The 25786-nt window shown below is 63.6% G+C and carries 24 protein-coding genes and 2 tRNA genes; 3 read left to right on the plus strand and 23 right to left on the minus strand.

The genetic code is table 11. The features are described 5' to 3' along the window. Positions 1 to 2: 2 nt before the first annotated feature. The 3 genes from PMO31116_RS08170 to pgsA form a co-directional block, all read right to left on the minus strand. Positions 3 to 75: transfer RNA gene (locus PMO31116_RS08170), tRNA-Gly, on the minus strand. A gap of 49 nt (positions 76 to 124) precedes the next feature. Continuing rightward, positions 125 to 200: transfer RNA gene (locus PMO31116_RS08175), tRNA-Gly, on the minus strand. Positions 201 to 377: 177 nt separating this feature from the next. After that, positions 378 to 971 (minus strand): CDP-diacylglycerol--glycerol-3-phosphate 3-phosphatidyltransferase, encoded by a 594-nt coding sequence (gene pgsA, locus PMO31116_RS08180; protein ID WP_023594433.1) that lies wholly within the window; start codon positions 969 to 971, stop codon positions 378 to 380. Positions 972 to 1148: 177 nt separating this feature from the next. Between pgsA and kch the strand changes: the two genes are divergently transcribed. Further along, positions 1149 to 2375, plus strand: coding sequence for a voltage-gated potassium channel protein (kch, locus tag PMO31116_RS08185; protein ID WP_246185200.1), 1227 nt, complete (start codon positions 1149 to 1151; stop codon positions 2373 to 2375). A 219-nt stretch (positions 2376 to 2594) separates the two neighbouring features. Here the strand turns inward: kch and uvrC are convergent, their stop codons facing one another. Next, complete coding sequence (gene uvrC, locus PMO31116_RS08190; RefSeq protein WP_246185201.1) at positions 2595 to 4829, minus strand: excinuclease ABC subunit UvrC; 2235 nt, start codon at positions 4827 to 4829, stop codon at positions 2595 to 2597. A gap of 122 nt (positions 4830 to 4951) precedes the next feature. Here uvrC and earP point away from each other — a divergent pair, with 122 nt between their 5' ends. Together earP and efp are read left to right on the plus strand one after the other, a co-directional pair. Then, entirely contained in the window at positions 4952 to 6202 is a 1251-nt protein-coding gene (gene earP / locus PMO31116_RS08195) for an elongation factor P maturation arginine rhamnosyltransferase EarP (protein WP_150566302.1), read from the plus strand. A gap of 136 nt (positions 6203 to 6338) precedes the next feature. Then, a complete protein-coding gene (gene efp, locus PMO31116_RS08200; protein WP_023594429.1) occupies positions 6339 to 6896 on the plus strand; it encodes an elongation factor P in 558 nt (185 codons plus the stop codon). A 155-nt stretch (positions 6897 to 7051) separates the two neighbouring features. Here the strand turns inward: efp and nagZ are convergent, their stop codons facing one another. The 19 genes from nagZ to plsX all read right to left on the minus strand — a co-directional run bounded on the left by nagZ (position 7052) and on the right by plsX (position 25750). Continuing rightward, complete coding sequence (nagZ, locus tag PMO31116_RS08205; protein ID WP_150566303.1) at positions 7052 to 8086, minus strand: beta-N-acetylhexosaminidase; 1035 nt, start codon at positions 8084 to 8086, stop codon at positions 7052 to 7054. After that, positions 8083 to 8523: a holo-ACP synthase gene (gene acpS, locus PMO31116_RS08210; protein WP_024788601.1), complete on the minus strand. Its 441-nt coding sequence runs from the start codon at positions 8521 to 8523 to the stop codon at positions 8083 to 8085. The genes nagZ and acpS overlap by 4 nt, the downstream gene beginning before the upstream one ends. 145 nt (positions 8524 to 8668) lie before the next feature. Continuing rightward, positions 8669 to 9430, minus strand: a complete 762-nt coding sequence (pdxJ, locus tag PMO31116_RS08215) for a pyridoxine 5'-phosphate synthase (protein WP_150566305.1) — start codon at positions 9428 to 9430, stop codon at positions 8669 to 8671. Then, a complete protein-coding gene (recO, locus tag PMO31116_RS08220; protein ID WP_246185202.1) occupies positions 9427 to 10431 on the minus strand; it encodes a DNA repair protein RecO in 1005 nt (334 codons plus the stop codon). The genes pdxJ and recO overlap by 4 nt, the downstream gene beginning before the upstream one ends. Then, on the minus strand, positions 10418 to 11311 hold the full coding sequence (era, locus tag PMO31116_RS08225; RefSeq protein WP_023594424.1) for a GTPase Era: 894 nt from the start codon (positions 11309 to 11311) through the stop codon (positions 10418 to 10420). Before era ends, recO begins: the two co-directional genes overlap by 14 nt. A 54-nt stretch (positions 11312 to 11365) precedes the next feature. After that, a complete protein-coding gene (rnc, locus tag PMO31116_RS08230) occupies positions 11366 to 12400 on the minus strand; it encodes a ribonuclease III (protein WP_150566306.1) in 1035 nt (344 codons plus the stop codon). Between the two features lie 277 nt (positions 12401 to 12677). Further along, positions 12678 to 13592 carry a signal peptidase I gene (lepB, locus tag PMO31116_RS08235; RefSeq protein ID WP_150566307.1) on the minus strand — a complete coding sequence of 305 codons (915 nt, stop codon included), beginning with the start codon at positions 13590 to 13592 and terminating at the stop codon, positions 12678 to 12680. 18 nt (positions 13593 to 13610) lie between these two features. After that, on the minus strand, positions 13611 to 15416 hold the full coding sequence (lepA, locus tag PMO31116_RS08240) for a translation elongation factor 4 (RefSeq protein WP_150566308.1): 1806 nt from the start codon (positions 15414 to 15416) through the stop codon (positions 13611 to 13613). A 197-nt stretch (positions 15417 to 15613) separates the two neighbouring features. Further along, the gene (locus PMO31116_RS08245) at positions 15614 to 15859 is read right to left on the minus strand and encodes a glutaredoxin family protein (protein WP_150566309.1); all 246 of its coding nucleotides are present in this window, start codon (positions 15857 to 15859) and stop codon (positions 15614 to 15616) included. A gap of 15 nt (positions 15860 to 15874) precedes the next feature. After that, on the minus strand, positions 15875 to 17380 hold the full coding sequence (locus PMO31116_RS08250; protein ID WP_150566310.1) for a DegQ family serine endoprotease: 1506 nt from the start codon (positions 17378 to 17380) through the stop codon (positions 15875 to 15877). Between the two features lie 130 nt (positions 17381 to 17510). Continuing rightward, positions 17511 to 18569, minus strand: coding sequence for a MucB/RseB C-terminal domain-containing protein (locus PMO31116_RS08255; protein WP_150566311.1), 1059 nt, complete (start codon positions 18567 to 18569; stop codon positions 17511 to 17513). After that, a complete protein-coding gene (locus PMO31116_RS08260) occupies positions 18570 to 19253 on the minus strand; it encodes a sigma-E factor negative regulatory protein (protein WP_150566312.1) in 684 nt (227 codons plus the stop codon). A gap of 38 nt (positions 19254 to 19291) precedes the next feature. Next, a complete protein-coding gene (gene rpoE, locus PMO31116_RS08265) occupies positions 19292 to 19891 on the minus strand; it encodes an RNA polymerase sigma factor RpoE (RefSeq protein WP_023872206.1) in 600 nt (199 codons plus the stop codon). Between the two features lie 168 nt (positions 19892 to 20059). Continuing rightward, entirely contained in the window at positions 20060 to 21298 is a 1239-nt protein-coding gene (gene fabF / locus PMO31116_RS08270; protein WP_150566313.1) for a beta-ketoacyl-ACP synthase II, read from the minus strand. Between the two features lie 142 nt (positions 21299 to 21440). Then, positions 21441 to 21680 carry an acyl carrier protein gene (gene acpP / locus PMO31116_RS08275; RefSeq protein ID WP_023594414.1) on the minus strand — a complete coding sequence of 80 codons (240 nt, stop codon included), beginning with the start codon at positions 21678 to 21680 and terminating at the stop codon, positions 21441 to 21443. A 136-nt stretch (positions 21681 to 21816) separates the two neighbouring features. Next, entirely contained in the window at positions 21817 to 22569 is a 753-nt protein-coding gene (fabG, locus tag PMO31116_RS08280) for a 3-oxoacyl-ACP reductase FabG (protein ID WP_150566314.1), read from the minus strand. 23 nt (positions 22570 to 22592) lie between these two features. Further along, positions 22593 to 23522 carry an ACP S-malonyltransferase gene (gene fabD / locus PMO31116_RS08285; RefSeq protein WP_150566315.1) on the minus strand — a complete coding sequence of 310 codons (930 nt, stop codon included), beginning with the start codon at positions 23520 to 23522 and terminating at the stop codon, positions 22593 to 22595. Between the two features lie 148 nt (positions 23523 to 23670). Then, complete coding sequence (locus PMO31116_RS08290) at positions 23671 to 24660, minus strand: beta-ketoacyl-ACP synthase III (protein ID WP_023594411.1); 990 nt, start codon at positions 24658 to 24660, stop codon at positions 23671 to 23673. A gap of 37 nt (positions 24661 to 24697) precedes the next feature. Beyond that, entirely contained in the window at positions 24698 to 25750 is a 1053-nt protein-coding gene (plsX, locus tag PMO31116_RS08295; RefSeq protein WP_150566316.1) for a phosphate acyltransferase PlsX, read from the minus strand. Positions 25751 to 25786 lie beyond the last annotated feature (36 nt).

Consider the following 25786-nt stretch of genomic DNA (forward strand, 5'->3'; position numbering starts at 1 on the left):
GGAGCGGGAGACGAGTCTCGAACTCGCGACCTCAACCTTGGCAAGGTTGCGCTCTACCAACTGAGCTACTCCCGCATGACACCGAACACCAAGGATTCACTCACTCAATGTCCAGCGTGAAAACTGGAGCGGGAGACGAGTCTCGAACTCGCGACCTCAACCTTGGCAAGGTTGCGCTCTACCAACTGAGCTACTCCCGCATTGTCATGCGTACTACCAATCCAACCACTTCTTAAAACTTCGCTGCCGGGCTAGTGCCGTAGCAGCGAGAAGGAGATTATGTCCAAACCGCGATTCAGTGTCAAGCACCTGCACCGAAAATTTGTGAAGATTTTTCTCCCACACCGCGCAAATCCCGCATCTTCAGAGACTTGCGCTCACATCTTGACGCCACCACGCTCACGAATCTGCGGCCACGCGCGGCGCAGATAATACAGCATCGACCACAACGTGAGAACCGCCGCCACGTAAATCAACCACGTGCCCCAAAACCGCGTGTCGAAACGCAACCCGCCCCAGGCCAGCACACCGTTGAACAGTAACAACGGAATCGCCACCATCTGCGCCGCCGTCTTGATCTTGCCCAACTGGTGCACCGCCACGCTGCGGGACGCGCCAATCTGCGCCATCCATTCGCGCAACGCCGAAATCGTGATCTCGCGACCAATGATGATCAACGCCACCAACGCATTGATCCGCCCCATCTGCAACAGCATCAGCAGCGCCGCCGCCACCATCAGCTTGTCCGCCACCGGGTCCAGGAACGCCCCGAAGGCCGATGTCTGGTTCCAGCGCCGCGCCAGAAACCCGTCGAACCAATCGGTCAACGCCGCCAGCACGAAGATGGCGCACGCCACCCAGTTCATCTCGACCGACGACAGCCACGTCGTCGGCAAATAGTAGACGCCGACCACCAGCGGGATCAGCACGATCCGAAGCCAGGTCAGGAAGATGGGGACGTTGAAAGGCATGGCAGCATGAGTTCGGCACACAGCAGTCGACACACGGCGCACTCGGCAGCCGTACCAGACCCGCATTGTGCCGTGTATGCCCCGCAGCGACAAGGCCGGAGCGCCCGCGCGCCTGTTGACATGTGCGCCGGTGTGCCCCTATCTTGCTCGCAACCACCCGCCAATAGCGCCGATCTCGTGAAACTGCCCTGGCCCCTGTCCGCCCCGCGACGACTGCTGCTGTCGCCGCACGTCCTCATCGCGGCGCTCGTCGGGATCGACGGCCTGCTGCTCGTCGCCTCCGTGCTGCTGCGCGTGCCCGGCACCCTGCTCATCGACCTCTTCGTACGCGGCGACATGTCGGCGCTAGAGCGCATCGAAGCCACCCGCCTGCCCCGGTTGCTGTTCGGCCTGAACGCCATCGAGCGCATCGACTTCTCGCATCTGCCGCGAGCGCTCGTCGGCCTGGCGCTCATTGCCCTCGCCTGCGGACTCGCCATTCGCGCACGCACCGCCTGGGCCTTCACGCTCGTGATGCTTACGCTCGCCGCCGCGATCAACTTCCACCTGGACATCCGCTTCGATCTCACGTTCGTTCTCTCGATCGCCTGCTTCGCGCTGCTGCTTTGGTACTGGCGCGAATTCGACCGCGCCAGTTTCGCCGCCGCCACGCTCTACACTCTCGTGGCCGTGTTTGCCCTGCTCGTCTACTCGACCTTCGGCACGATGTACCTCGGCCGTGAATTCCAGCCCCCCGTCACCGATCTCGCCACAGCGTTCTACTTCGCCATCGTGACGATGACCACGGTAGGCTACGGCGACATCGTGCCGCATACGACCGACGCGCGATTGTTCACCGCATCCGTCATCCTGTTCGGCATCAGCGTGTTCGCAACCTCGTTGACGGTCGTGATCGGCCCGCTCGTCGGCGGCAATCTCAAGAAAATTCTCGCGGGGAGATTCACTCACGTGATCAGAAAGAACCACTTCATCGTGGCCGGTACGTCGCCGCTCGCCGTCAACGTCCACCACGAACTGACCAAGCGCGGCTGGCCCGTGACAGTCATCGTCGCCAACGGCTCCGACAACCCGTACCCGGAAGACGCCGACGTGATGCATGGCGACGCCAGCGACAACAACGTGCTGACGCATGCCGGCATCGAACACGCGAAAGCCATGCTCGCGCTGCGGGCCGACGACTCCGAAAATGCCTTCATCGTGCTCGCCGCCAAGGAAATCGCACCTTCGGTGCGCACCATCGCGTCGGTCAATGACAGCAAGCATCTGAGCAAGCTCAAGCGCGTGCAGCCGGACATGATCTTCGCGCCGCCCGTAGTCGGCGGCGAACTGCTCGCACGCACGCTCTCCGGCGAAACCGTCGACAACGAGACCGTCATGCGGCTGCTGTTCCATGGCGACACCTGAGACGCCACCGGGCCCCGGACCGGAACCTAACGTCGGTGGCAGTGGGCAGCGGGCGTCGCCGAGGTGAAGCGGCGGTCACACTAAACGGTTCGACTCAGCAGCCGGATTCAAGGCCGGATTCGCGGCCTGATTCACAGCCCGATTCATGCCCCGAATCATGGCCCGCCCCATGGCCCGACTCACCGCCCCGACTCGCCGGCTCGCGCAGCATCAGGCCAGTCAGTGCAACTGACGGTAAATCTGCTCGGCCAACGTTGTCGAGATGCCCTCCACGCTCGCCAGTTCGTCGACGCTCGCCGAAGCCACACCTTGCAGCCCGCCGAATCGCATCAGCAACCGCTGACGGCGCTTCGCGCCGATACCCTCGATCTCTTCGAGCCGCGACGTCTGGCGCGCCTTCGCACGCTTGGCCCGCATGCCGGTGATGGCAAAACGGTGCGCCTCGTCGCGAATCTGCGCGATCAGCATCAGCACGGCGCTCTCGCGCCCAAGCTCCAGCGGGGCGCGCCCGTCGGCGAAAATCAGCGTCTCGAGGCCCACCTTGCGGCCCTCGCCCTTGGCCACCCCCACGAGGCGTCCGATGTCGATGCCCAGCTCGACGAATACCTGTCGCGCCACTTCGACCTGCCCCTTGCCGCCGTCGATCAGCACCAGTTGCGGCAGATTGGCCTCCACGTCCGACGCGTCCGATGCAGCCGGCATTCCCGCCTCGCCATTCAACCGGGTCGCATCGCCCAGCGACGCAGCGGCGCTGTCGGGCATCACCTGCGTGCCGGCCTCGGCACGCGCGACATCGGCCGCCACGGACGACGGGTCCGCCGCGTCGCTCACGGTCGTGGCAGCCGCTTCCATCAAGCGGCCGTACCGGCGAGTGAGCACCTGACGCATCGCCGCGTAATCGTCGCCCGGCGTAATGCCGGTGATGTTGTAGCGACGGTATTCGCTCGTCTGCATCTTGTGATGATGGAACACCACGCACGACGCCTGCGTCGCTTCGCCCTGCGTGTGGCTGATGTCGAAGCATTCCACCCGCAGGAGCGCCGGGTCGTCGATGTCGAGCCCGATCGTCTGCACCAGCTCGCGCGTGCGCGCCTGCTGGCTGCCCTGCTCCGTCAACAACCGTGTCAGCGCCAGTTGCGCCCCCTGCAACGCCATGTCGAGCCACGCCCGGCGCTGACCCTGCGGTTGCCGCACCATCGCGATACGGCGGCCGGCCTGCTCCGACAACGCGGCAAGCAACTCGTCGCCCGGCAGTGCGTGACTCACGATCAGCACGGGCGGCACGGACTGGCCCAGATAGTGCTGCGCGACGAACGCCTCCAGCAACCTCGACTCCAGCGACGCCGACGGCGTATCCGACGGCATGTCGCCCGCGATGTCGCCATCGGTTCCGGCCTCGTGCAACGCATCACCGGTAGCCGGCGACGGAACGGCCGCGTCCTCGTCGAACTCGTCGGCAATGCCGCCCTCGACGCCACGCTCCACATGCGCCGGGAAGTACGCCTTGTCGCCCAGGTGACGCCCGCCCCGGACCATGGCGAGATTCACGCACGCGCGGCCGCCCGCATAGGCGACGGCGAGAATGTCGGCATCGACGTCGCCCGCAGTCTCCACCGACTGCTGCTGAAGCACACCGGAGAGCGCCTGCATCTGATTGCGCACGACCGCCGCCTGCTCGAACTGAAGCGCCTCGGCGTACGCCATCATCTTGCTCTCCAACGCGCCCAGCACTTCGTTCTGGCGCCCGGAGAGAAACGCTGCTGCATTTTTTACATCGCGCGCATAATCCTCGTCCTGAATCGCACCGACGCACGGCGCGCTGCATCGCTCGATCTGATGCAGCAGGCACGGCCGCGTGCGATTCGAAAAGACCGAGTCCTCGCAAGTCCGCAACTGGAAAACCTTCTGGAGGATCTGGATGCTCTCGCGCACGGCCCACGCGCTCGGGAACGGTCCGAAGTACTGCCCGCGACGATCCACCGATCCCCGGTAATACGCCATGCGCGGGTACTTGTGCTGCGTGAGCTTCAGAAACGGATATGACTTGTCGTCGCGGAACAGGATGTTGTATCGCGGATGCAGCGCCTTGATCAGGTTGTTCTCGAGCAGCAGCGCCTCGGTTTCCGATCGCGTGACGGTCGTCTCGAGTTTCGCGATGCGCGCGACCATCAACGCGATGCGCGGCGAGAGCTGCGTCTTGTTGAAGTAGCTCGACACGCGCTTCTTGAGATTGCGCGCCTTGCCGACGTACAGCACGTTGCCCGCCGCATCGTAGTAGCGGTAGACGCCCGGCAGATTGGGCAACTGCGCGAGCACCTTGCGGGCATCGAACTGCGGCGCGTCGTTCGCCGTCTGTGCCGAAGGGGCCGGCGGTTGCGCGGTATCCGTCGCCGTGGCGGCGTTCGCCTTGCGGGACTTGCGCGGAGGGACGACGTCGTTGGCGTCTTCTGTCATGGACTCTGGCGGTCGGGGCTTCACTGCGAGTGCCGCGCTGACGACTTGGCGCCGATGGCGAACGTCACGCGTCACAGGGACTAAAATCAGAAGTTTAGACCAATCCGCGTTGCCGCTTCTCAATGTCCCTGTCCACCCCCTCCCGCGCTGCGAACGCCTTTCCCCTGGTGCCCCGCTGCGATCTGTTCTGCACCGTCGTCGACAATTTCGGCGACATCGGCGTGTGCTGGCGACTCGCCCGGCAACTCGTGCGGGAGCATGGCTGGTCGGTGCGGCTGTGGGTCGACGACCTCGCAAGTTTCCGCCACCTGCGTCCGGACATCGATGCCTCGCGCGCCGCTCAGCGGTGCGACGGCGTTGACGTGAGGCGTTGGGATGCCGACTTCGGCCCGGTCACCGGCGACGATGCGCCAGGCGATATCGTCATCGAGGCGTTCGCCTGCCGAATTCCCGAGACTTACGTCCAGGCAATGCATGCGCGCAAGCTGGCCGGCAATGCGCCGGTCTGGATCAATCTCGACTATCTCAGTGCGGAAGACTGGGTGGAAGGCTGCCATCTGCAGAAATCGGTGCACCCACAACTGGGGCTCCTCAAGACGTTCTTTTTCCCCGGCTTCACCGAGCGAACGGGCGGCCTCGCACGCGAACGCGAACTGCTTTCGCGCCGAGACGCCTTCCTTGCGTCGCGCGAGTTGCAGGACGCGTGGTGGCAACGCCTGCCCGGACTCGCCGAGGCGCCGCGAGAAGCCCTCGTGATTTCGCTCTTCGCCTACGAAAACGCCGCGCTGCCGGCGCTGCTCGACCAATGGGCCAGCAGCACGACGCCGATCGTCTGCCTCGTCCCGCAAGGGCGCATCGCGCCTGCCGTGGGCGCCTGGTTCGGCCGCGACGCCCTTGCCCCACGCGAGTCGGCGTCGCGCGGCGCGCTGACGGTCCTTGGGCTGCCGTTCGTTCCGCAGTCCGAATTCGACACGTTGCTGTGGGCCTGCGACCTGAATTTCGTGCGCGGGGAAGATTCGTTCGTACGGGCGCAATGGGCGGCCAAACCGTTCGTCTGGCACATTTATCCGCAGAGCGAAAACGCCCACCATGAAAAGCTGGACGCCTTCCTCGCCCGCTATCTGAGCGACTGGGCCGTTCGCAAGGCCGGTGCCGACACCAATGCAGCGCCATTGAGCCACGGCGCCTGTGAGGCGCTGCGCACCTTCTGGCATCTCTGGAACGGTTACGCCAGCACGGCGCCGGACTGGCCGGCGCTGGCCGCCGCCCTGCCCGAATTGCAGCGATACGCGCGGGTGTGGGCCGACGCGCAGGCGACGCTCCCCGACCTCGCGCGACAACTGGCAAGCTTTGCGGAAAATCAGGTAAAATAGCTGGTTTTTCAACGCTTTGCTGCTGAACCGCTGTCCCGGATCGTTCCGGGCGGATGCGGGAATCAAGCGGCGAATGAGCGTATGGAAGCGCTCAACAAGCGGCAAATCGCTTATTTCGTCACAGGATCTCGTTTTTATGAAAACCGCTCAAGAACTCCGCGTCGGCAACGTCGTCATGATCGACGGCGAGCCCAATGTCGTGCTCAAGACCGAATACGTCAAGTCGGGCCGTAACTCCAGCGTCGTCAAGATGAAGTACAAGAAGCTGCTGAGCGAAGGCCGCGGCGAATTCGCGTACAAGGCCGACGACAAGTTCGACGTCGTCGTGCTCGACAAGAAGGAAGTGACCTACTCGTACTTCGCCGACCCGATGTACGTGTTCATGGACGCCGACTACAACCAGTACGAAGTCGAAGCCGAGAACATGGACAACGCCATCAAGTACCTGGAAGACGGTATGCCCTGCGAAGTCGTGTTCTACAACGACAAGGCCATCTCGGTCGAGCTCCCGACGTCGCTCGTGCGCACTGTCGAATACACCGAACCGGCCGTCAAGGGCGACACGTCGTCGGGCCGCGTGCTGAAGAATGCCAAGATCAACGATCTGCTGGAAATCCAGGTGCCGCTGTTCGTCAACACCGGCGACAAGATCGAAATCGACACGCGCGACGACTCGTATCGCAGCCGCGTCTAAGCGTTAGCGGACCGCCGCCGCGCCCTCGGGCAACGCGGGCGTCACGTAACGAAAAAAGCGCTCGTCCCTCCGGGATCGAGCGCTTTTTGTTTGCGCGCCGCGGTTGGCGACCAGGGCGTCCGGCGCTCGGCCCTCCGCCCGGTCACCCAATCGGCTTATGCGCCGAACGTCTGCGCGATGAGGCGCTTCGCCGCCTGGTACTCCGGCTGGGTCTGCATCTTCTCCCAGCCGTGCGCCTTGCCGCGACCCTTCAAATGCTTGATGCGACGTTGCGACACCGGATCGGGCGTCGACTTCATCTCGCGCAGCAGGCGATCGGCCTTCTCCGGGCTATTGCAGATGAGCACCATGTCGCAACCGGCCGACATCGCCGCATGCGCGGCGCTCACGACGTCGCCTGCCGCGCTGGCGCCCTGCATCGACAGATCATCGCTGAAGATCACGCCATCGAAGCCGTATCGCCCGCGCAGGATGTCCTTGAGCCACTTCGACGAAAAGCCCGCGGGATTCGGATCGACCTGCGGGTAGATCACATGCGCCGGCATGACCGCCGAGAGCGACATGCCGAGCCAGTCGTACGGCTGCGCGTCGACGGACAGGATTTCGTCGAGCGAGCGCTCGTCGACCGGAATCTCGTGGTGCGAATCGGCCGCGACAAAACCATGCCCCGGGAAGTGCTTGCCGCAGTTCGCCATGCCGGCGAGCAGCAGGCCGTGATTCAGACTCTTGGCCAGCATGGCCACCACGCGCGGGTCGGCGTCGAACGCGCGATCGCCGATGACCGTCGACGTGCCATAGTCCAGGTCCAGCACCGGCGTGAAGCTCAGATCGATGTCGCAGGCACGCAGTTCGGACGCCAGCACGTAGCCCACCGCCGTCGCCGCACGCGTGGCCGTGAACACGTCCTCGTGCCAGAGCTTGCCCAACTTGCCCATCGCGGGCAGATGCGTGAAGCCGTCGGTACGAAAGCGCTGCACGCGTCCGCCCTCGTGGTCCACCGCGATCAGGATGTCGTCGCGCACCTCACGAATCTGCTTCGTGAGCGAACACAATTGCGCGCGGTCATCGAAATTGCGGGCAAACAGGATGACACCCCCGGTCAGCGGGTGATCGATGCGGCGGATGTCGTCCTCACTGAGGGTCAGCCCGACGACGTCCAGCATCACCGGGCCCGGCCTGCGCTTCGTCATTGCGTATTCTCCGATGCAATATTGCCAATGTTGCCTAAGTTACGTGACGCGATCGCGAATGCGACCGCATATTCCTTCTCGTCCGTGATCGAGATTTCGATCGTCAACTGGCGCTCGGCCAGCCACTGCACCAAGGCGCCCGACGCGACCACCACGGGCTTGCCGGACGGCGCATTGAGCGTTTGCACGGCACGCCACGTCATGGGCGAGCGCATGCCGAGCCCGATGGCCTTCGACACGGCTTCCTTCGCCGCGAAACGGGTACACAGATAGGCCAGCCCGCGCGCTTCGGAGCGATTCCGACGCGCGTGATACACCTTGAGTTCCTCCGGACCCAGCACGCGCTCGGCGAAACGCCCACGGGTGCGCTCCATCACGCCGATCACGCGGCTGATCTGAAGAATGTCGGTGCCAACGCCGTAGAGCGTCGTGGCCAGCGGGGCCGCCGGCGTCGATACCGGCGTCGGCGACTGGGGCTGCGACTGAGATGGCGACGGGGTCGGCGCCTGGGACGACGGTGGGGGCACCGGGGACGGCGGAGTGGATTCGCTCATGGGCAGTCGTGGGCCGTGTTACCGCGGTTCAGCCGCGCGCCGCGATACGGCTGGCGACCATGATGGCCTTCATCTCGCGAACGGCGTTTTCCCAGCCGACAAAAATAGCGTGGGCCACGATCGCATGGCCGATGTTCAGCTCGGAAATGCCCTCGATCGCGGCGATCGGCTGCACATTTTCATAGTGCAACCCGTGCCCCGCGTTCACGCGAAGGCCCAGCGACAGACCCAGCGCCACGGCACGCTCAATACGCGCAAACTCCGCCTCGCGCGTGGCTTCGTCGTGGGCTTCGGCATATCGCCCGGTATGCAGCTCGACCACGGGCGCCCCCATGCGGGCGGCGGCGCGAATCGGCGCCTCGTCCGGGTCAATGAACAACGACACGCGACTGCCCGCATCGGCAAGCTGCTGCGTGGCCGCGGCCACCCGATCATAGAGGCCGACGACATCGAGCCCACCCTCGGTCGTCAGTTCCTGGCGACGCTCCGGCACGAGGCAGACGTCATGCGGCTTCACGCGGCACGCGATCGCCAGCATTTCTTCCGTCACGGCGCACTCGAGGTTCATACGCGTCATCAGCTTGTCGCGCAGGTTCGTCACGTCGTCATCGCGAATGTGACGACGGTCTTCACGAAGATGCAGCGTGATGACGTCCGCGCCCGCTTCTTCGGCCAGCAACGCCGCCTTGATCGGATCGGGGTACGAGGTGCCGCGCGCATTACGCACGGTCGCGACGTGATCGATGTTGACCCCCAGATCGATGGGGTTGCCTTGGAAGAAGAGGCTCATAGTTTTTGCAGGTCGAGCAGGATCTGCCGGGTATTGAGCGGCACGCCGCCCAAATGGTGGTTGAGAAGAAAGCGCATGAGCAGCTTGCTTTGCTGCACGGTCTGCGCCCGCGAGTAATCGTCCTGCTCCATGTCGAGCAAGGTCTGCCCGCTGATGACGGGCCAGTCGGACGGCTCATCGCCGCGCGCCGGCCGCACGCCCCAGTCGGGATGGAACACGTAGCGTCGCTCGGGCACGACCTTGCCGCGGGTTTGCGTGCAACGATCGAATGCCACGGCGTAGCCGGTCTCGCGCAACAGCACACGCTCGAACGCCCGCAGGATGATGCCCGCCGGCTCGCCGTGCGCGAGATGATGCAGGGTCGTGAGATAGTGCTGGAACAACTTGTCGTGCGGGTCGTCGCGCGCGCAGAACTTCACCAGCAATTCATTGAGGTAGAAGCCGGAGAGCAAGGCGTCGCCCTCGAGCGGCCGCAGGCCGCCGACCCATTCCGCCCGGGTCAATGTCCTTAGCTCGCCTTTGCCAAGCCAGGCGAGCGAGAGCGGCTGGAATGTCTGGAGCACACCGCGCAGTGCCGAATGCGGACGCTTCGCGCCTTTCGCAACCAGCGCGATCCGGCCATGGTCGCGCGTGAGCACATCGATGATCAGGCTGGTCTCGCGATAGGGATAGCTGTGGAGCACGAAGCCAGGCTGCTCCGTCACCCGGCTTTGCTCGCGTTCGGCCGCCTTCGCGGGCGACGTCACGCGACGTACCCGCTTCGTCTCGCGTTTCGCCGTGTCGGCGTTTGCTTCGGCTTGCTGGAAGGCCTCCGACGCGTCGTCGTCCACCGCACGGGTGCGCGCGCTGCGCGACTGACGCGGCCCTCGCGTGCCCAACGCGGTCGCGCTGCCTGTCGCGGCTTCGCTTCGCGATGCGCGCGGCGCGGCCGCCGCAGCCGGCGTTACCGATTCCGGCGCGGCAATATCGTCACGGGTCGTGTCGAGTTCACTCGTAGCCATACGCCCGCAGGCCGGCCTCGTTGTCGGCCCAGCCGCCCTTGACCTTGATCCAGACCTCCAGATACACCGGCCCGTCGAAGAGCTTCACCATATCGAGGCGGGCGTCGGTCGAAATCTGTTTGAGCTTGGCCCCCTTGTTGCCGATGATCATCGCCTTGTGGCTGTCGCGATCGACCAGGATGGTGGCAAAGATACGGCGCAGATTGCCTTCCTGCTCGAACTTGTCGATGATGACCGTGCTCGTGTACGGCAGTTCGTCGCCCGTCCAGCGGAAGACCTTCTCGCGAAGGATTTCGGCGGCCATGAAGCGCTCGCTGCGATCGGTGAGATCGTCTTCTCCGTAGATCGGATCTCCTTCGAGCAGGTATGGACGCAGCACGCCCAGCAGGCGCTTGATATCGTCCGGACGCTTTGCCGAAAGCGGCACGATCTCACGGAAGTCGCGCGCCTCTCCCACCTTGCGCAGGAAAGGCAGCATTTCCGCCTTGTCTGCAATCCGATCAAGCTTGTTGACGATCAGCAGCACCGGCGTGGTCTCCGGCAGGAGCTTGAGCACCTTTTCGTCGTCCGGGCCGAAATTGCCCGCTTCGATGACGAACAGCACGACATCGACGCTCGACAGCGTGGAGGTCACGGCACGATTGAGAGAACGGTTAAGCGCCGTTGCATGGCGCGTCTGGAAGCCCGGTGTATCGACGAAGATGTACTGCGCGTCGTCCGTGGTGCAAATGCCGGTAATGCGATGTCGCGTCGTCTGCGCCTTGCGCGACGTAATACTGATCTTCTGACCGACGAGGGCGTTGAGCAACGTCGATTTGCCGACGTTCGGACGCCCGACGATCGCCACGGTCCCGCAGCGAAAATCCGTCTTATCGTTCATGGTGGGTAACTCTCTCGAAAGGGGCTGGCGCGGTGCGCTCCCCTTGAATGGGACTCAGGCGGCTGCCGGGGGTTGCTTGGCGGCGTCGATCTTGTCGGACGCCTTTTCCGATGTCTTTTCCTGTGCTTTCTCGGGCGTTCGCTCCGCCGCCTTTTCGGACGTCGTCGTGCGCGAAGCGACGTTGCCGCCCGATGCCGTCATGGCGGGCGCGCTGGACGCGCCGACGGCGCCGTCTTTCGACTCTCTGCTGCCGTCCTTCACGTCCTTTTCCTTCGGTTCGCGAATCTCCGCCGAGGCCACAACGCTCATTTGCCCCGCCTTTTCCGCTTTCTTGGCCTCGGAGGCTGCGGCCTTCGCGGCGCGTTTTTTCGCCGCCTTGGCACTCTTCTCGGCCTTCGGCTTCGCAAGCGCCGGCATCTTCTGCACTTCCTCCAACGCCTTTTTCGCCGCCGCCTGCTCCGCGGCGCGGCGGCTGGCACCGGATCCGCCCACCTTGATGTCCAGCTTCGGCACCGTGCACTCCACCTCGAACTGCTGGTTGTGCGCGGCGCCGTGCGTCGCAATCACCGTGTACTGCGGCAGCGCGATCTTGTGACCTTGCAGATACTCCTGCAACAACGTCTTCGCATCCTTGCCGAGGGTCTTCGGGTCGACGTGCTCCAGTACCGGCGTATAAAGACGCTCGATCACCGCATAAGCCGCTTCGAAACCGCCGTCGAGATACATCGCCCCGAACAGCGCCTCCAGCGTATCGGCCAGAATCGACGGGCGACGGAATCCACCGCTCTTGAGCTCACCTTCGCCCAGACGCAGGAAATCCGACACGCCGAGCGTCTGTGCAATTTCGTACAGGGACTGCTGCTTGACGAGATTGGCGCGCACACGCGAGAGGTCGCCTTCGTCGAGCTTGCCATAGCGACGGAACAGAATGGCCGCGACGGAACAGTTCAGGATGGAATCGCCGAGAAACTCCAACCGCTCATTGTTGGCGGCACTGTGGCTACGATGCGTCAATGCTTGGCAAAGCAATTCCGCATCGTGGAAGCGATACTGGAGACGTTCTTCCAGTTGGTTCAGAGATTGAGGCATGGCGCAAGTATAGCGCGACGCTCCCGCCCCGGCGCGCGTCGTCGCCAAGAAACGACGGGCTTAACCGCCGCCGGACGGGCTTTTCGGACTCACTCGGGCGTGATGGATCGGAGATTTCCGAAGTGCGCGTGACGTCACCTCCCCCGCTGCCACTGCCCGTTGCGTCATTATCGTCAAATTAAAAAACAATAATGCGGAAATTAGCGAATTAACGCCAATTTCCGCATCAATCAAACCTCATCTCGGAAGGATGATTTCCCCAGGGCGCGCGAGCGGCTTACTGGAACCCGCCGAGGCGCTTGAGATTCGAGAAGTTCATCCAGATGAAGAATGCCCGGCCCACGATGTTCTGCTCGGGCACGAAGCCCCAGTAGCGGCTGTCCGCACTGTTGTCGCGGTTGTCGCCCATCATGAAATAGTTGCCCGGCGGCACCTTGCAGATCACGCCCTGGCTGTTGTACTGGCAGTTCTGCTTGTTCGGGAAGTCGTCGGCGCCCATGATGTACGGCGGCACGTTCGGATCGTTCAGGATCCGGTGCTTCACACCCCCCACGGTCTCTTCGAACTGCTTGAAGTAGGCGATATGTTCGTCGTCGAAATAATCCGGCATGGCGCTTTCCGGCACCGGCACGCCGTTGACTGTCAGCTTCTTGTTCTGGTACGCCACCACGTCGCCCGGCACGCCGATCACACGCTTGATGTAGTCCATGGACTCATCCTTCGGGTAGCGGAACACGACCACGTCGCCGCGCTTGGGCTCGCCCACGTCGATGATCTTCTTATTGATCACCGGCAGGCGAATGCCGTAGTCGAACTTGTTCACGAGGATGAAGTCTCCCACGAGCAGCGTCGGGATCATGGACCCCGACGGAATCTTGAACGGCTCCACCACGAACGAACGCAGCACGAAGACCGCCAGAATCACCGGGAAGAAGCTCGCCGAATACTCGAGCCACCACGGCTGGCGCAGCTTCTCGTCGCGAAGCTTCGCGCGGGCGCTGGCCACCGCGCCGCCTTCCTGGATGCCGGAGCCCTGAATGCCGGAACCCTGCAACGAGAGCTGCTGCTGATCGAACTGCGCCACGGCCTCCTGTGCGGCCCGGCGGCGCGCCGGTTGAAACACCAACTTGTCGGCCACCCAGGCCACCCCGGTCACCAGCACCAGGATCAAAAGAATCAGGGCGAAATTCATGCGGGACCTGTCGCTACGTTATTTGTCTTCGACTTGCAAAATGGCAAGGAACGCTTCCTGAGGAATTTCAACGCTCCCCACCTGCTTCATGCGCTTCTTGCCTTCCTTCTGTTTCTCGAGCAGCTTCTTCTTGCGCGTGATGTCGCCACCATAGCACTTCGCCAGCACGTTCTTGCGCAGTGCCTTGATATTTTCACGCGCGATGATATTCGCGCCGATGGCCGCCTGGATCGCAACATCGTACATCTGGCGCGGAATGATCTCGCGCATCTTCGCCGCCACCTGCGCACCACGGCGACGGCTCTCCGAACGGTGCACGATGATCGACAGCGCATCGACCTTGTCACTGTTGATGAGCATGTCAACCTTGACCACGTCCGACGCGCGGTACTCCTTGAATTCGTAATCCATCGAGGCATAGCCGCGCGACACCGACTTCAGACGGTCGAAGAAGTCGAGCACGATTTCGGCCATCGGAATTTCATAGATCAGGCGCACCTGGCGGCCGTGATACTGCATGTCGATCTGCACACCACGCTTTTGCTGGCACAGCGTGACGACCGGGCCGACGTATTCCTGCGGCATGTACAGATTGACCGTGACGATGGGCTCGCGAATTTCTTCGATGCGGCCCGGGTCCGGCATCTTCGACGGGTTTTCGACCGACACCACCGTGCCGTCGCGCTCGGTTACCTCATAGATCACGGTCGGCGCCGTGGTGATGAGGTCCATGTCGAACTCGCGCTCGAGACGTTCCTGCACGATTTCCATGTGCAGCAGGCCGAGGAAGCCGCAGCGGAAGCCGAAGCCCAGCGCCTGCGACACTTCCGGTTCGTATTGCAGCGATGCGTCGTTGAGCTTGAGCTTCTCGAGCGATTCGCGCAGTGCGTCGTACTGGTTCGCCTCGACCGGGTACAGGCCTGCGAACACCTGCGGCTTGACTTCCTTGAAGCCCGGCAGCGGTTCCGGCGCGGGCTTGGTCGTGGTCGTCAACGCGTGCGTGACGGTATCGCCCACCTTCGCGGCGCCCAGTTCCTTGATCCCCGAGATGATGAAGCCCACCTGGCCGGCCGACAGCGACGTGCGTTGCTGCGACTTCGGGGTGAATACGCCGACCTGCTCGACCAGATGGGTCGAACCGGTGGCCATCAGAAGAATCTTATCCTTGGGCTTGAGCGTGCCGTTCACGACACGCACGAGCATCACCACGCCTACGTAGCTGTCGAACCACGAGTCGATGATCAACGCCTGAAGCGGCGCGTTGGCATCGCCCTTGGGCGGCGGCACCTTGGCGATCAGCGCCTCGAGCACGTCTTCCACACCGAAACCGGTCTTTGCCGAGCAGCGCACGGCGTCGGTCGCCTCGATACCGATGACGTCCTCGATCTCCTGGATCGCGTTCTCGGGCTCGGCCGAGGGCAGATCGATCTTGTTGAGCACCGGCACGACTTCCACGCCCAGTTCGATGGCCGTATAGCAGTTCGCCACGGTCTGGGCTTCCACCCCCTGCGATGCGTCGACCACGAGCAGCGCGCCTTCGCATGCGGACAGCGAGCGGCTCACTTCGTACGAGAAGTCGACGTGTCCGGGCGTGTCGATGAGATTCAGGTTGTAGATCTTGCCGTCGCGCGCCTTGTACTGAAGCGCGGCGGTCTGCGCCTTGATGGTGATGCCGCGCTCGCGCTCGAGATCCATCGAGTCGAGCACCCGCGATTCCATTTCACGATCGGACAAACCGCCGCTCAGCTGGATGATGCGATCGGCCAGGGTCGATTTCCCGTGGTCGATGTGGGCGATGATCGAAAAATTGCGAATATGGTCCATGAGGCGGGCTGTAGAAAAGTCGGTGCCATCGGATTCGGCTCGGCAGCGGCTTTCGAGAGAATCGGCAAACACGACATTTTAGCCGAAAGCGCACCGGTTCCGTCCGGAATCGGATGCCTCGCGGCGTTTTACCGGTAATGACGGGAAGGTTTCGTGGAGGTTCGTGGAGTACGCTCGCGGCGTGGCGTGGATCCGCCTCACTCGGCGGGGAAAACCGCGGCAACGGCATCCGCGTCGAATCGGTACCGGCACAACTCGCGATCGCCGAGCGCAAGCACCGGCACGATTTCATCGTACTTCGCTTCGAGCGCCGGGTCGCTGTCGACATCGACGACCGTGACAGAGAAATCGCGCGCCGGACGCCACGCCTCAAGGGCCGCCAGCATGTCATCGCACAGATGACACCACTTGCGACCGTAGAGCGTGAACGCCGGCGCACTCATGCGTCTGCGGCGGCCTTACTTGCCCTGCGCGCGCGGGCGCAACGGCACGAATTGCGTGGCATCGCCGCGCCGCACGAGGATCGGGACGAGACGCTTGGGATCGAGCGCCTTGACCACTTCCTCGAATTGCTTCGCGCTGGTGATGTCCGCATCGCCCACCCGGAGGATGATGTCGCCCTGCTGCAACCCCGCGCGGCCCGCCGGACCTTCGGCCAGCTCGACAGCCACACCGCCGCGCAGCTTCAGATCCTTCTTCTGCGCGTCGGTGAGATCCGAGACGACCAGACCCAGCGCGTTCGGATGCGGCGTATCGGCGCTGCCGCCCTGCGCCTTCGACGCCTTCGGCGCGTCGGCGTCGGCCTCGGCGATCGTGATACGCAGATCCTGGTTCTTGCCCTTGCGCAGCACCTGCAGCGTGGCGGTCGAGCCCGGCTTCGTCTCCCCGACCATGCGTGGCAGATCGGTGGCATGATCCACCGGGCGTCCCTCGAACTTCATGATGATGTCGCCCGGCTGCACGCCCGCCTTCTCGGCCGGACTGCCCGGCTCGATGCTGCGCACCAGTGCGCCTTGCGCACGCGGCAGACCGAGCGAATCAGCCACGTCCTTGCTGACTTCGCTGATCGCCACGCCGATACGGCCGCGCACGACCTTGCCCGTCTTCTTGAGCTGGTCGACCACGCGCATGACCTCGTCGATCGGAATCGCGAACGAAATGCCCATGAAGCCGCCGGTCTGGCTGTAGATCATCGAATTGATGCCCACCACTTCGCCGCGCATATTGATGAGCGGACCGCCGGAGTTACCGGGGTTCACCGCAACGTCGGTCTGGATGAACGGCAGGTAATCGCCCGTATCGCGCCCCTTGGCAGACACGATACCCGCGGTTACCGTATTTTCGAGGCCGAACGGCGAGCCGATGGCCACCACCCACTCGCCGACGCGCAGCTTGTTCGAATCGCCGACCGGCACGGTCGGCAGGTCTTTCGCTTCGACCTTCACCACGGCGACGTCGGTTCGCTTGTCCGCGCCCACGAGCTTCGCCTTGAACTCGCGCTTGTCGGTAAGGGTGACGTAGATGCTGTCCGCGCCGTCCACCACGTGGGCGTTGGTCAGGATATACCCGTCGCTCGACATGATGAAGCCCGACCCCACGCCGCTGTTCTGCTCTTCGTCAGGCTGTGGCTGGCTACGCTTGGGCGTACCGCCCTTGGGCCCCGGCTGCGGCATGGGCACGCCGAAGAAGCGCCGGAACAGTTCGGCCATGTCGTCGTCCATGCCCGGCGGCAAGCCCCGTTGGGAACGACTTACGCGCTCGGTCGTGCGGATGTTCACCACTGCCGGGCCGACGCGGTCGACAAGCTGGGTGAAATCGGGAAGATTGGTGACGAGCGGGGGGTTCGACGCCGTCGATCCGCTGCCCGGCGCCGAAGCCGGAGCGGCGAATGCGGCGGGAACTCCCGCCAACTGTGCGGCGATGGCGCCGCCAAGGATGACACGAAGCAGGAGAGTCTTCTTCATTGGAAGATCGTAGTGCGCGAAAGTCTCGGAATTCCTGAGAGCAGCCCGGCGCCTGACACGGCATTGCGTCTCTTGTGCGCCTCGCTGCCCGGGCCGCGTCGTTACCGGCGGCGGCCCACCCGACAACCGGTCACTTCGCCGGCTGTTTGTACTCGATGCTGGAAGCGAACTGCTGCAGCGTGGCCTGCGGCACTTCGCCGAGCAAGGTCAGCCAGAAATCGCCGTGGCGCTTGATGAGAATGTTCGTCGCACCGGCGCTGCCATGACCTTCCTTGCGCTCGCGCGTGGCAGGCTCGATGAATACCGAAAGCCCGGCCATGCCGTCGGAATATACCACCTGCTGCACTTCCAACGGCTTCCCGTCAGCCGTGGAGCGCATCGTGCGGCGCACTTCGCGAACGGCCTTGAAACCCGGCACCTTCTTTTGGGCATCGATGGTCCATCCGGCATCGGACAGACGTATGGGCACGATCTGTGGCTTGACGACATGCCAGCCATGCGTGGCCTGAATCGCGTGAACGATGCGCGTGCGTTCGCTCGGCACGCCGATGGCGATCTGCGAGAACGCCGCCTGCTCGAGCAGGTGCCCGTCAGCATCGATCGTCTGGGCGCGCAGCAACAGGCCGGTGTTGCGATCGGCCCACAAACGATAGCCGAAGCGGTATTCGTCCTTCGGCGTGAGCTCGATCACCATGCAGTCGAAACCTGCCATCCGTTCGTTCGGCAGCAGCTTCGGCGCGTAATAGTCGAGAACGTCGCGGTTGGGCGTTGCAAGCAGCGCCGGGAACGAATCCTTGCTCTCGCGCTTTTCCTGGAAGACGGTCTTCTGCTCCGGAATGAGCGTGTAGACGTCCTCATTCTGACGAAGAATGCGGCGCTGACGACCGTCGAGGGTCTCAAGCTCTTCGTACTCGTTGCCCTTTTCGGCGAAGTGGCTGATCTTCGACGAACGCATGGTCGAACCACGCTGATAGACGAAGGTGCCGATGTAGTTTTGCGTCTGTGCCGCGCGGTGGATCTTGTTGAGCCACGCCGCGACTTCGCGCCGCTCGACCAGCGGGTCGGCGGACGGCGCGGACGCCTGGGCCCATGCCTGCGATTGCAGCGTAGTCGCCAGCAGGAACGCGAACAGTAAGAAAGTGCGCCCGAGGGGCGCACGCGGCAAGGATTCGGTACTCAGGCGCTGCATTTATTCGTCCGCTTGCGCCGAGGCTCGCATGTAAGGGGAAACGCTCTGGCCGATGGGGGCCGGCGCATATTGCTGGTGTGCCGCCAGATACTGATCCAGCCGCGCATCGCGCAGCACGATCACATCGTTGGTGGCCGCGTTGGCCGCCACGGGGGCCTGAGGCTGCTGGGCGAGCGCCACACGCGTAACGTTGGATCCGGCAGACGTCGGCGCCGCGGCCTGGGCCAGCACCTGCGGCTGAGCACCGCTCGCCGGATGATCCTGCAGACGCGGCACCACCACCCACGACAAGGCGGCCACGGCAGCGGCGGCGGCGGCCGTCGGCAGCACGCGGCGCACGCGCAGGAAGGGATTGATGCGCGTCACGCGCGATCCCGCGGCCTTCACCGCCTGGGCGGCACCGGCCTGAGCGTCGGCCAGGGCGGCCGGCGCGAGCAGGTGAGGCTCGGCTTCGAGGCGTGCCGCGAAGGCCGCCATGAAGGCCGACTCCGAACGCGGCAGCGTCAACTCATCGGAACGCAGCGCGTCGCCGATCAGGTGGTAGTCGCCCCAAAGCGGACGGCCAGAGGTGTCGGCCTCATCCAGCAGGGCAGCCAGTTCGTCCGGATCGAATTCCCCGTCCACCAACGCGGAAATCCGCTCGGCTTGCAGCCCCCGCTGCGTTTGCACCGTCGCTGATCCCATGATATCCCCCAACGAAAATAACTTTCCCGGCGGCGCGCTCACCAGCGCTTGCCGTCAGGCGTGTCCAGCAGCGGCCGCAGCCGGCTGGCAATCGCTTCACGCGCCCGGAAAATTCGCGAACGGACCGTTCCGATCGGGCACCCCATGGCTTCGGCGATCTCTTCGTAGCTCAACCCCTCGATTTCCCGCAGGGTGATGGCCGTTCGAAGTTCATCGGGCAAAGCCTCCATCGCCAGATTGACCGTTTGAGCAATCTGCTTGCTCATGAGCATCGACTCAGGCGTGTTGATATCCCTTAGTTGATCGGCCTCGGCAAAAGTTTCCGCTTCTTCAGCGTTCGCTTCAGTCGAGGTCGGGGCACGGCGCCCTTGCGTCGCCAGGTGGTTCTTCGCCGTGTTCACAGCAATACGATACAACCAGGTATAGAACGCCGACTCGCCGCGAAACTGCGGCAAGGCACGGTAGGCTTTGATAAAAGCCTCCTGCGTCACATCCTCGACCTCGGCGGCGTCGCGCACGAGCCGCGATACGAGGCGGATGATCTTGCGGTGATATTTCGCGACCAACAGCTCGAAGGCGGCTTTGTCGCCCTTTTGCACGCGCTCGACGAGCGCCTGGTCGATTTCTCGTTCACTCACCTGATATGGATCCGTATTGTCTCTGGCTGCCGGACCCGGTCGGGCCCGATGGCGCCACGCCGGCGCCTGGCCGCCGTGGCTGGAAGTGTCTTGAACGCCGCACGCCCGGGCACACTCACCGGAGCGTGGGTCAGCGGGACGGGACGCCTGCAAGGCGCCCCTCGAACATCAGACGCGCTGGAAGACCAGCGTGCCGTTAGTCCCGCCAAATCCGAAAGAGTTCTTCAATGCGACGTCAATTTTCATGTCGCGGGCCACATTTGCGCAGTAGTCCAGGTCGCAAGCGGGGTCCTGATTGAAGATGTTGATCGTCGGCGGCGACTTCTGATGATGCACGGCCAGCACGGTAAACACCGACTCCAGGCCGCCCGCGCCCCCCAACAGGTGGCCCGTCATCGACTTGGTCGAGTTCACCACGACCTGCTTCGCGGCGTCGCCCATCAGGCGCTTGATCGCAACCGTCTCGGCGATGTCGCCCAGCGGGGTCGAGGTACCGTGGGCATTCACGTAATTCACGGTGTCGGCGTTCAGACCGGCGTCGCGCAGGGCGTTCTTCATCGAGCGCAGCGCGCCATCGCCGTCTTCGCACGGTGCCGTCATGTGATACGCGTCGGCACTCATGCCGAAACCGGTGAGTTCAGCGTAGATCTTCGCGCCGCGCGCCTTGGCGTGTTCGTACTCTTCTACCATCATCACGCCGGCGCCTTCGCCCAGCACGAAACCGTCGCGATCCTTGTCCCACGGACGGCTGGCCGTTGCCGGGTCGTCATTGCGGGTCGACAGCGCCGTCATGGCGGCGAAACCGCCGATGCCGAGCGGCGAAACCGTCGATTCCGCGCCGCCGGCGAGCACCGCATCGGCGTCGCCGTACTGGATCATGCGCGCGGCCTGACCGATACAGTGCAGGCCGGTCGTGCAGGCCGTGACGATCGCCAGGTTCGGGCCCTTCAATCCATACTTGATCGACAGGTGGCCCGAAATCATGTTGATGATCGAGCCCGGCACGAAGAAGGGGGAGATCTTGCGCGGACCGCCATTGAGCAGGTCGGTCTGCGTGTCTTCGATCATCGGCAGGCCGCCAATGCCCGAGCCGACCAGCACGCCAATGCGCTCCGCGTTCTCTGCGGTGACCTGCAGGCCGCTATCCTCAAACGCCTGAATACCGGCTGCGAGACCGAAATGGATAAACGTATCCATACGGCGCGCTTCCTTGGGCGACAGGTACTTGTCGGTATCGAAGTTTTTGACTTCGCCTGCGAAGCGCACCTTGTGCGCGCTCGCATCGAACTTCGTGATGTTGGCGATGCCCGAACGGCCCGCGACCAGATTTTCCCAACCCTCGGCAACGGTGTTGCCGACCGGCGAGATCAGGCCCAGACCGGTAATGACGACGCGACGACGACTCACGATACTCCCCTTCTTCTGCTGGGTCATACAAAACAAAAGCCACAGAGGCAGCAGGGTTCGACCCCGCGCTCCCTGCGGCTCACAGGCATGCCTGGCGCCAGGAACCGGTCGGCACCCCGGCCAGCCAGGCGAACCATGATGATTACTTGGCCGAGTTAGCCGTCACGTAATCGATAGCCTGTTGCACGGTGGTGATCTTCTCGGCTTCTTCGTCCGGAATTTCCGTTTCGAATTCTTCTTCGAGGGCCATCACCAGCTCAACCGTGTCGAGCGAATCGGCGCCAAGATCGGTCACAAAGTTCGAATCGTTCTTGACGTCGGCTTCCGCCACGCCAAGTTGTTCCGCGACGATCTTCTTGACGCGTTCTTCAAAGTTAGCCATGCAAACCCTCCGGGGTAGTTAGTTCAGACAAGTGCGCGCATTTTAACAGGTTTGCCAAGCAAAGTTAGCCTGCGCCAAATAATGTTCAACGTCGCGCAAATTAATCGATTTCTCTAATAAATTGCGCGATTTTCATTCAACTCATGAACATGCCGCCGTTCACGTGGAGCGTCGTGCCGGTGATGTAGCCGGCTTGCGGCGACGCGAGAAACGCGACGGCGTTGGCAATGTCCTCGGGTGCACCGAGGCGCCCCAGCGGAATACGCGCCTTGAGCGCCTCCTGCTGGGCTTCGGGCAACGCCTTCGTCATGTCGGTATCGATGAATCCCGGCGCGACGCAGTTGACAGTGATGTTCCGGCTGCCAATCTCGGCGGCCAGAGAGCGCGACATGCCGGCCACGCCAGCCTTGGCCGCGGCGTAGTTCGCCTGCCCGGGGTTGCCGGCCGAACCCACCACCGACGTCACATTGATGATGCGGCCATTACGCGCCTTCATCATCGGCTTGATCACCGCCCGCGACAGACGGAAGATCGCCTTGAGATTGGTGTCGATGACGTCGTCCCACTCGTCATCCTTCATTCGCATGGCGAGGTTATCTCGCGTGATGCCTGCGTTATTGACGAGGATGTCGAGTTTGCCGTACTGCTTCAGAATGTCGTCGAGCGCGGCGGAAACGCCGTTGGCGTCGGTTACATTCAGGACAATGCCCTTGCCGCCGGCCAGACCGGCTTCGGCGAAGTAGGCGTCGATGCCTTGCGCACCGGCTTCGCTAGTGGCGGTGCCGATGACCGTCGCGCCCTGACGGGCCAGTTCCAGGGCGATCGCGCGACCGATGCCGCGCGAGGCGCCGGTCACCAGTGCCACATGGTTGTCGAGTTGCTTGCTCATAAGAGAATTTCCCTGGCTGTTGCTTACGAGAGTTGGGCGCGCACGTCGGCGAGCGACGTCGGATCCGTGATCGCCAACCCCGTGAGATTGCCGTCGATACGCTTGGTCAGACCGGTCAGCACCTTGCCCGGGCCGCACTCGATCACTTGCGTCACGCCTTGCGATGCGAGCCATTTCACCGACTCGACCCACCGCACGGGGGCTGCGGCCTGGCGCACCAAGGCGTCCTTGATGCGGGCCACGTCCGTCTCGACCGCAACGTCGACATTGTTGACCAGCGGGATTTGCGGCGCATTGAACGTCACGTTTGCCAGATATTCGCGCAGGCGGTCCGACGCCGGCTTGAGCAGCGACGAATGGAACGGTGCGGAGACCGGCAGCACCAGCGCGCGCTTGGCGCCGGCGGCCTTGGCCAGCTCGCAAGCCTTCTCCACGCCCGCCTTGGCGCCCGCGATCACGACTTGCGCCGGTGCGTTGAAGTTGACGGCTTCGACCACGCCAGCGGCCGACGCCTCGGCGCAGACCTGACGCACCGTGTCATCGTCGAGGCCAAGAATGGCGGCCATGCCACCCTGGCCGACCGGCACGGCTTCCTGCATGGCTTGCGCGCGGAAGCGAACGAGCGGCACGGCGTCCTTGAACGCGATCACGCCCGCGGCGACCAGTGCCGAATACTCACCCAGGCTATGGCCGGCCACGAACGCCGGCGTGGCGCCGCCCTCGGCCAGCCATGCGCGGTACATCGCGTAAGCGGCCGTGAGCATGACCGGCTGGGTGTTGGTGGTGAGGTTGAGTTCCTCGGCGGGACCGGCGGCGATCAGTTTGGCCATATCCAGTCCGAGGGCATCCGAGGCTTCGGCAACGGTCTCGCGCACGACCGCGTTATCCGCGAATGCATCGAGCATGCCCACCGATTGGGACCCTTGTCCCGGGAAAACGAAAGCGAATGTCATAGCGCCTGGTTTTGCAGTCAGATTCAGAAATAAGGCAGCGTCCTGTCGCGTGCCAAAATGAAGACGACGAGACAGGAAGCGGCACGATCGCACTTGGCGCGCACTTCCGTGCGCCCGCGTCGGTCACCGTGCCGCAGCGCCGGGGCAATTACATGCGGAACAGTACCGCGCCCCACGTGAAGCCACCGCCAACGCCTTCGATCATGACGTTCTGGCCCGGCTTGATGCGCCCATCGCGCACGGCCACGTCGAGGGCCAACGGAATCGAAGCGGCAGATGTGTTGCCATGCTGGTCGACGGTCACGACCATCTTCTCGTCCGGCAGGCCCAGCTTGCGTGCCGTGCTCGACATGATGCGCAGGTTGGCCTGGTGCGGAATCAGCCAGTCGAGCGCCGACGGCGCCATCCCGGCCTTTTCGAGGGCCTCGTGGGCCACTTTGTCCAGTACCTTGACGGCAAGCTTGAACACCGCCTGGCCGTCCATGTGAAGGAACGCCGCGCCCTGTACGGCACCGGCGTTCACGTTGCCCGGCACGCACAGGATGTTCGAATGGCTGCCGTCCGCATGCAGCGCGCTCGACAGGATGCCCGGCTCGCTCGATGCCTGAAGCACCACGGCACCCGCACCATCGCCGAACAGCACGCACGTCGTGCGGTCATTGAAATCGAGGATTCGGGAAAACGCCTCGGCGCCGATCACCAGCGCGTTGCGATACGTACCGGAACGGATGAAGTTGTCGGCCGTGGCCATCGCGTAAGCGAAACCCGAGCATACCGCCTGGATGTCGAATGCCGCGCAGCCGTTGGTCACGCCAAGCTTGCTCTGTACGAGACATGCCGTGCTCGGGAACACGAAGTCGGGCGTCGACGTAGCCACCATGATCAGGTCGATCTGATCGGGGCTGAGTCCGGCCATGTCGAGTGCGTGCTTTGCCGCCTCCACCGCCATGTCGCTGGTCGTCTGGTCGGGCGCGGCGAAATGGCGGGCCTTGATACCGGTACGCGCGACAATCCACTCGTCGCTCGTCTCGACGCCGCGGGCCGCAAGCTCGTCGGCCAACTGCTGATTGGTCACGCGTCGTGCCGGCAGGTAGCTGCCGGTACCGACGACACGGGAATAAATCGCGGACTGGGTCATCTTATGATCGATTAGCGCGCCGGGGGAGCCGCCGGCTTCAAAGCGCCGGAATGGCGCTCACCGGCTTGTTGTCCTGGAGCTGGGTCTGGTTCTCTTGCATGGCGTGCGACAAACGGTCGAGCACGCCATTGCGAACTGCATCATAGCCGCGTTTGATAGCCCATTCAAACGAGTAGGCATCGGCGGAACCGTGACTCTTGATGACGAGCGCACGCAATCCGAGCAACGCCGCACCGTTGTAACGGCGATGATCGACGCGGTTCTTGAAGCGGGTAAGCACCGGCAGCGCAACGACAGCGATCACCTTGGTCCACCACGTGCGGGTGAATTCCTCGCGGATCATGTCGCCGAACATCTGTGCCAGGCCTTCGGAGGTCTTGAGTGCAACGTTGCCCACGAACCCGTCGCACACCACGATGTCCGTCGTGCCGCGATAGATGTCGTTGCCTTCCACGTTGCCGTAGAAATTCAGCGTGGAGCCGCGCAGCAGCTCGCCGGCCTGCTTGATGACGTCGTTGCCCTTGATGACTTCTTCGCCGATGTTGAGCAAACCGATCGACGGGCGGTCCTTGCCATCGACGGCCGCGACGAGCGCATGGCCCATTTCGGCGAATTGCAGCAAGTGCGTCGGCTCGCAATCCACGTTGGCACCCAGATCGAGCATCGTGGTGTAGCCGCCCTTCTGGTTCGGCAACACCGTGGCGATCGCAGGTCGCTCGATCCCGGGGAATGTCTTGAGCACGTAACGCGAGACGGCCATCAGCGCGCCGGTATTGCCGGCGGACACGCAAGCCTGCGCGCGCGCTTCCTTGACCAGATTGAGCGCCACGCGCATCGAGGAGTCTTTCTTCCTGCGCAGGGCGGTCTCGACGGAGTCGTCCATGGCGACGACTTCGGTCGCATTGACCACGGACAGGCGCGGGTGATCCGTCACACGCAGCTTCGCGAGCTGCGCGTTGATGATCTCCTGCTGTCCGACCAGCACAAGTTCGACATCGTCGGTAGATTGCACGAAGCGAACCGCGGCCGGCACCGTCACCGATGGGCCGTGATCTCCGCCCATACAATCGATCGTCAGGGTGACTGTCATGTCGACGTGATTGGCTTGCGGTACAGGTAACAAAAA

This window comes from Pandoraea morbifera, from assembly GCF_902459575.1.
GTDB classification, from domain to species: Bacteria; Pseudomonadota; Gammaproteobacteria; order Burkholderiales; family Burkholderiaceae; genus Pandoraea; species Pandoraea morbifera.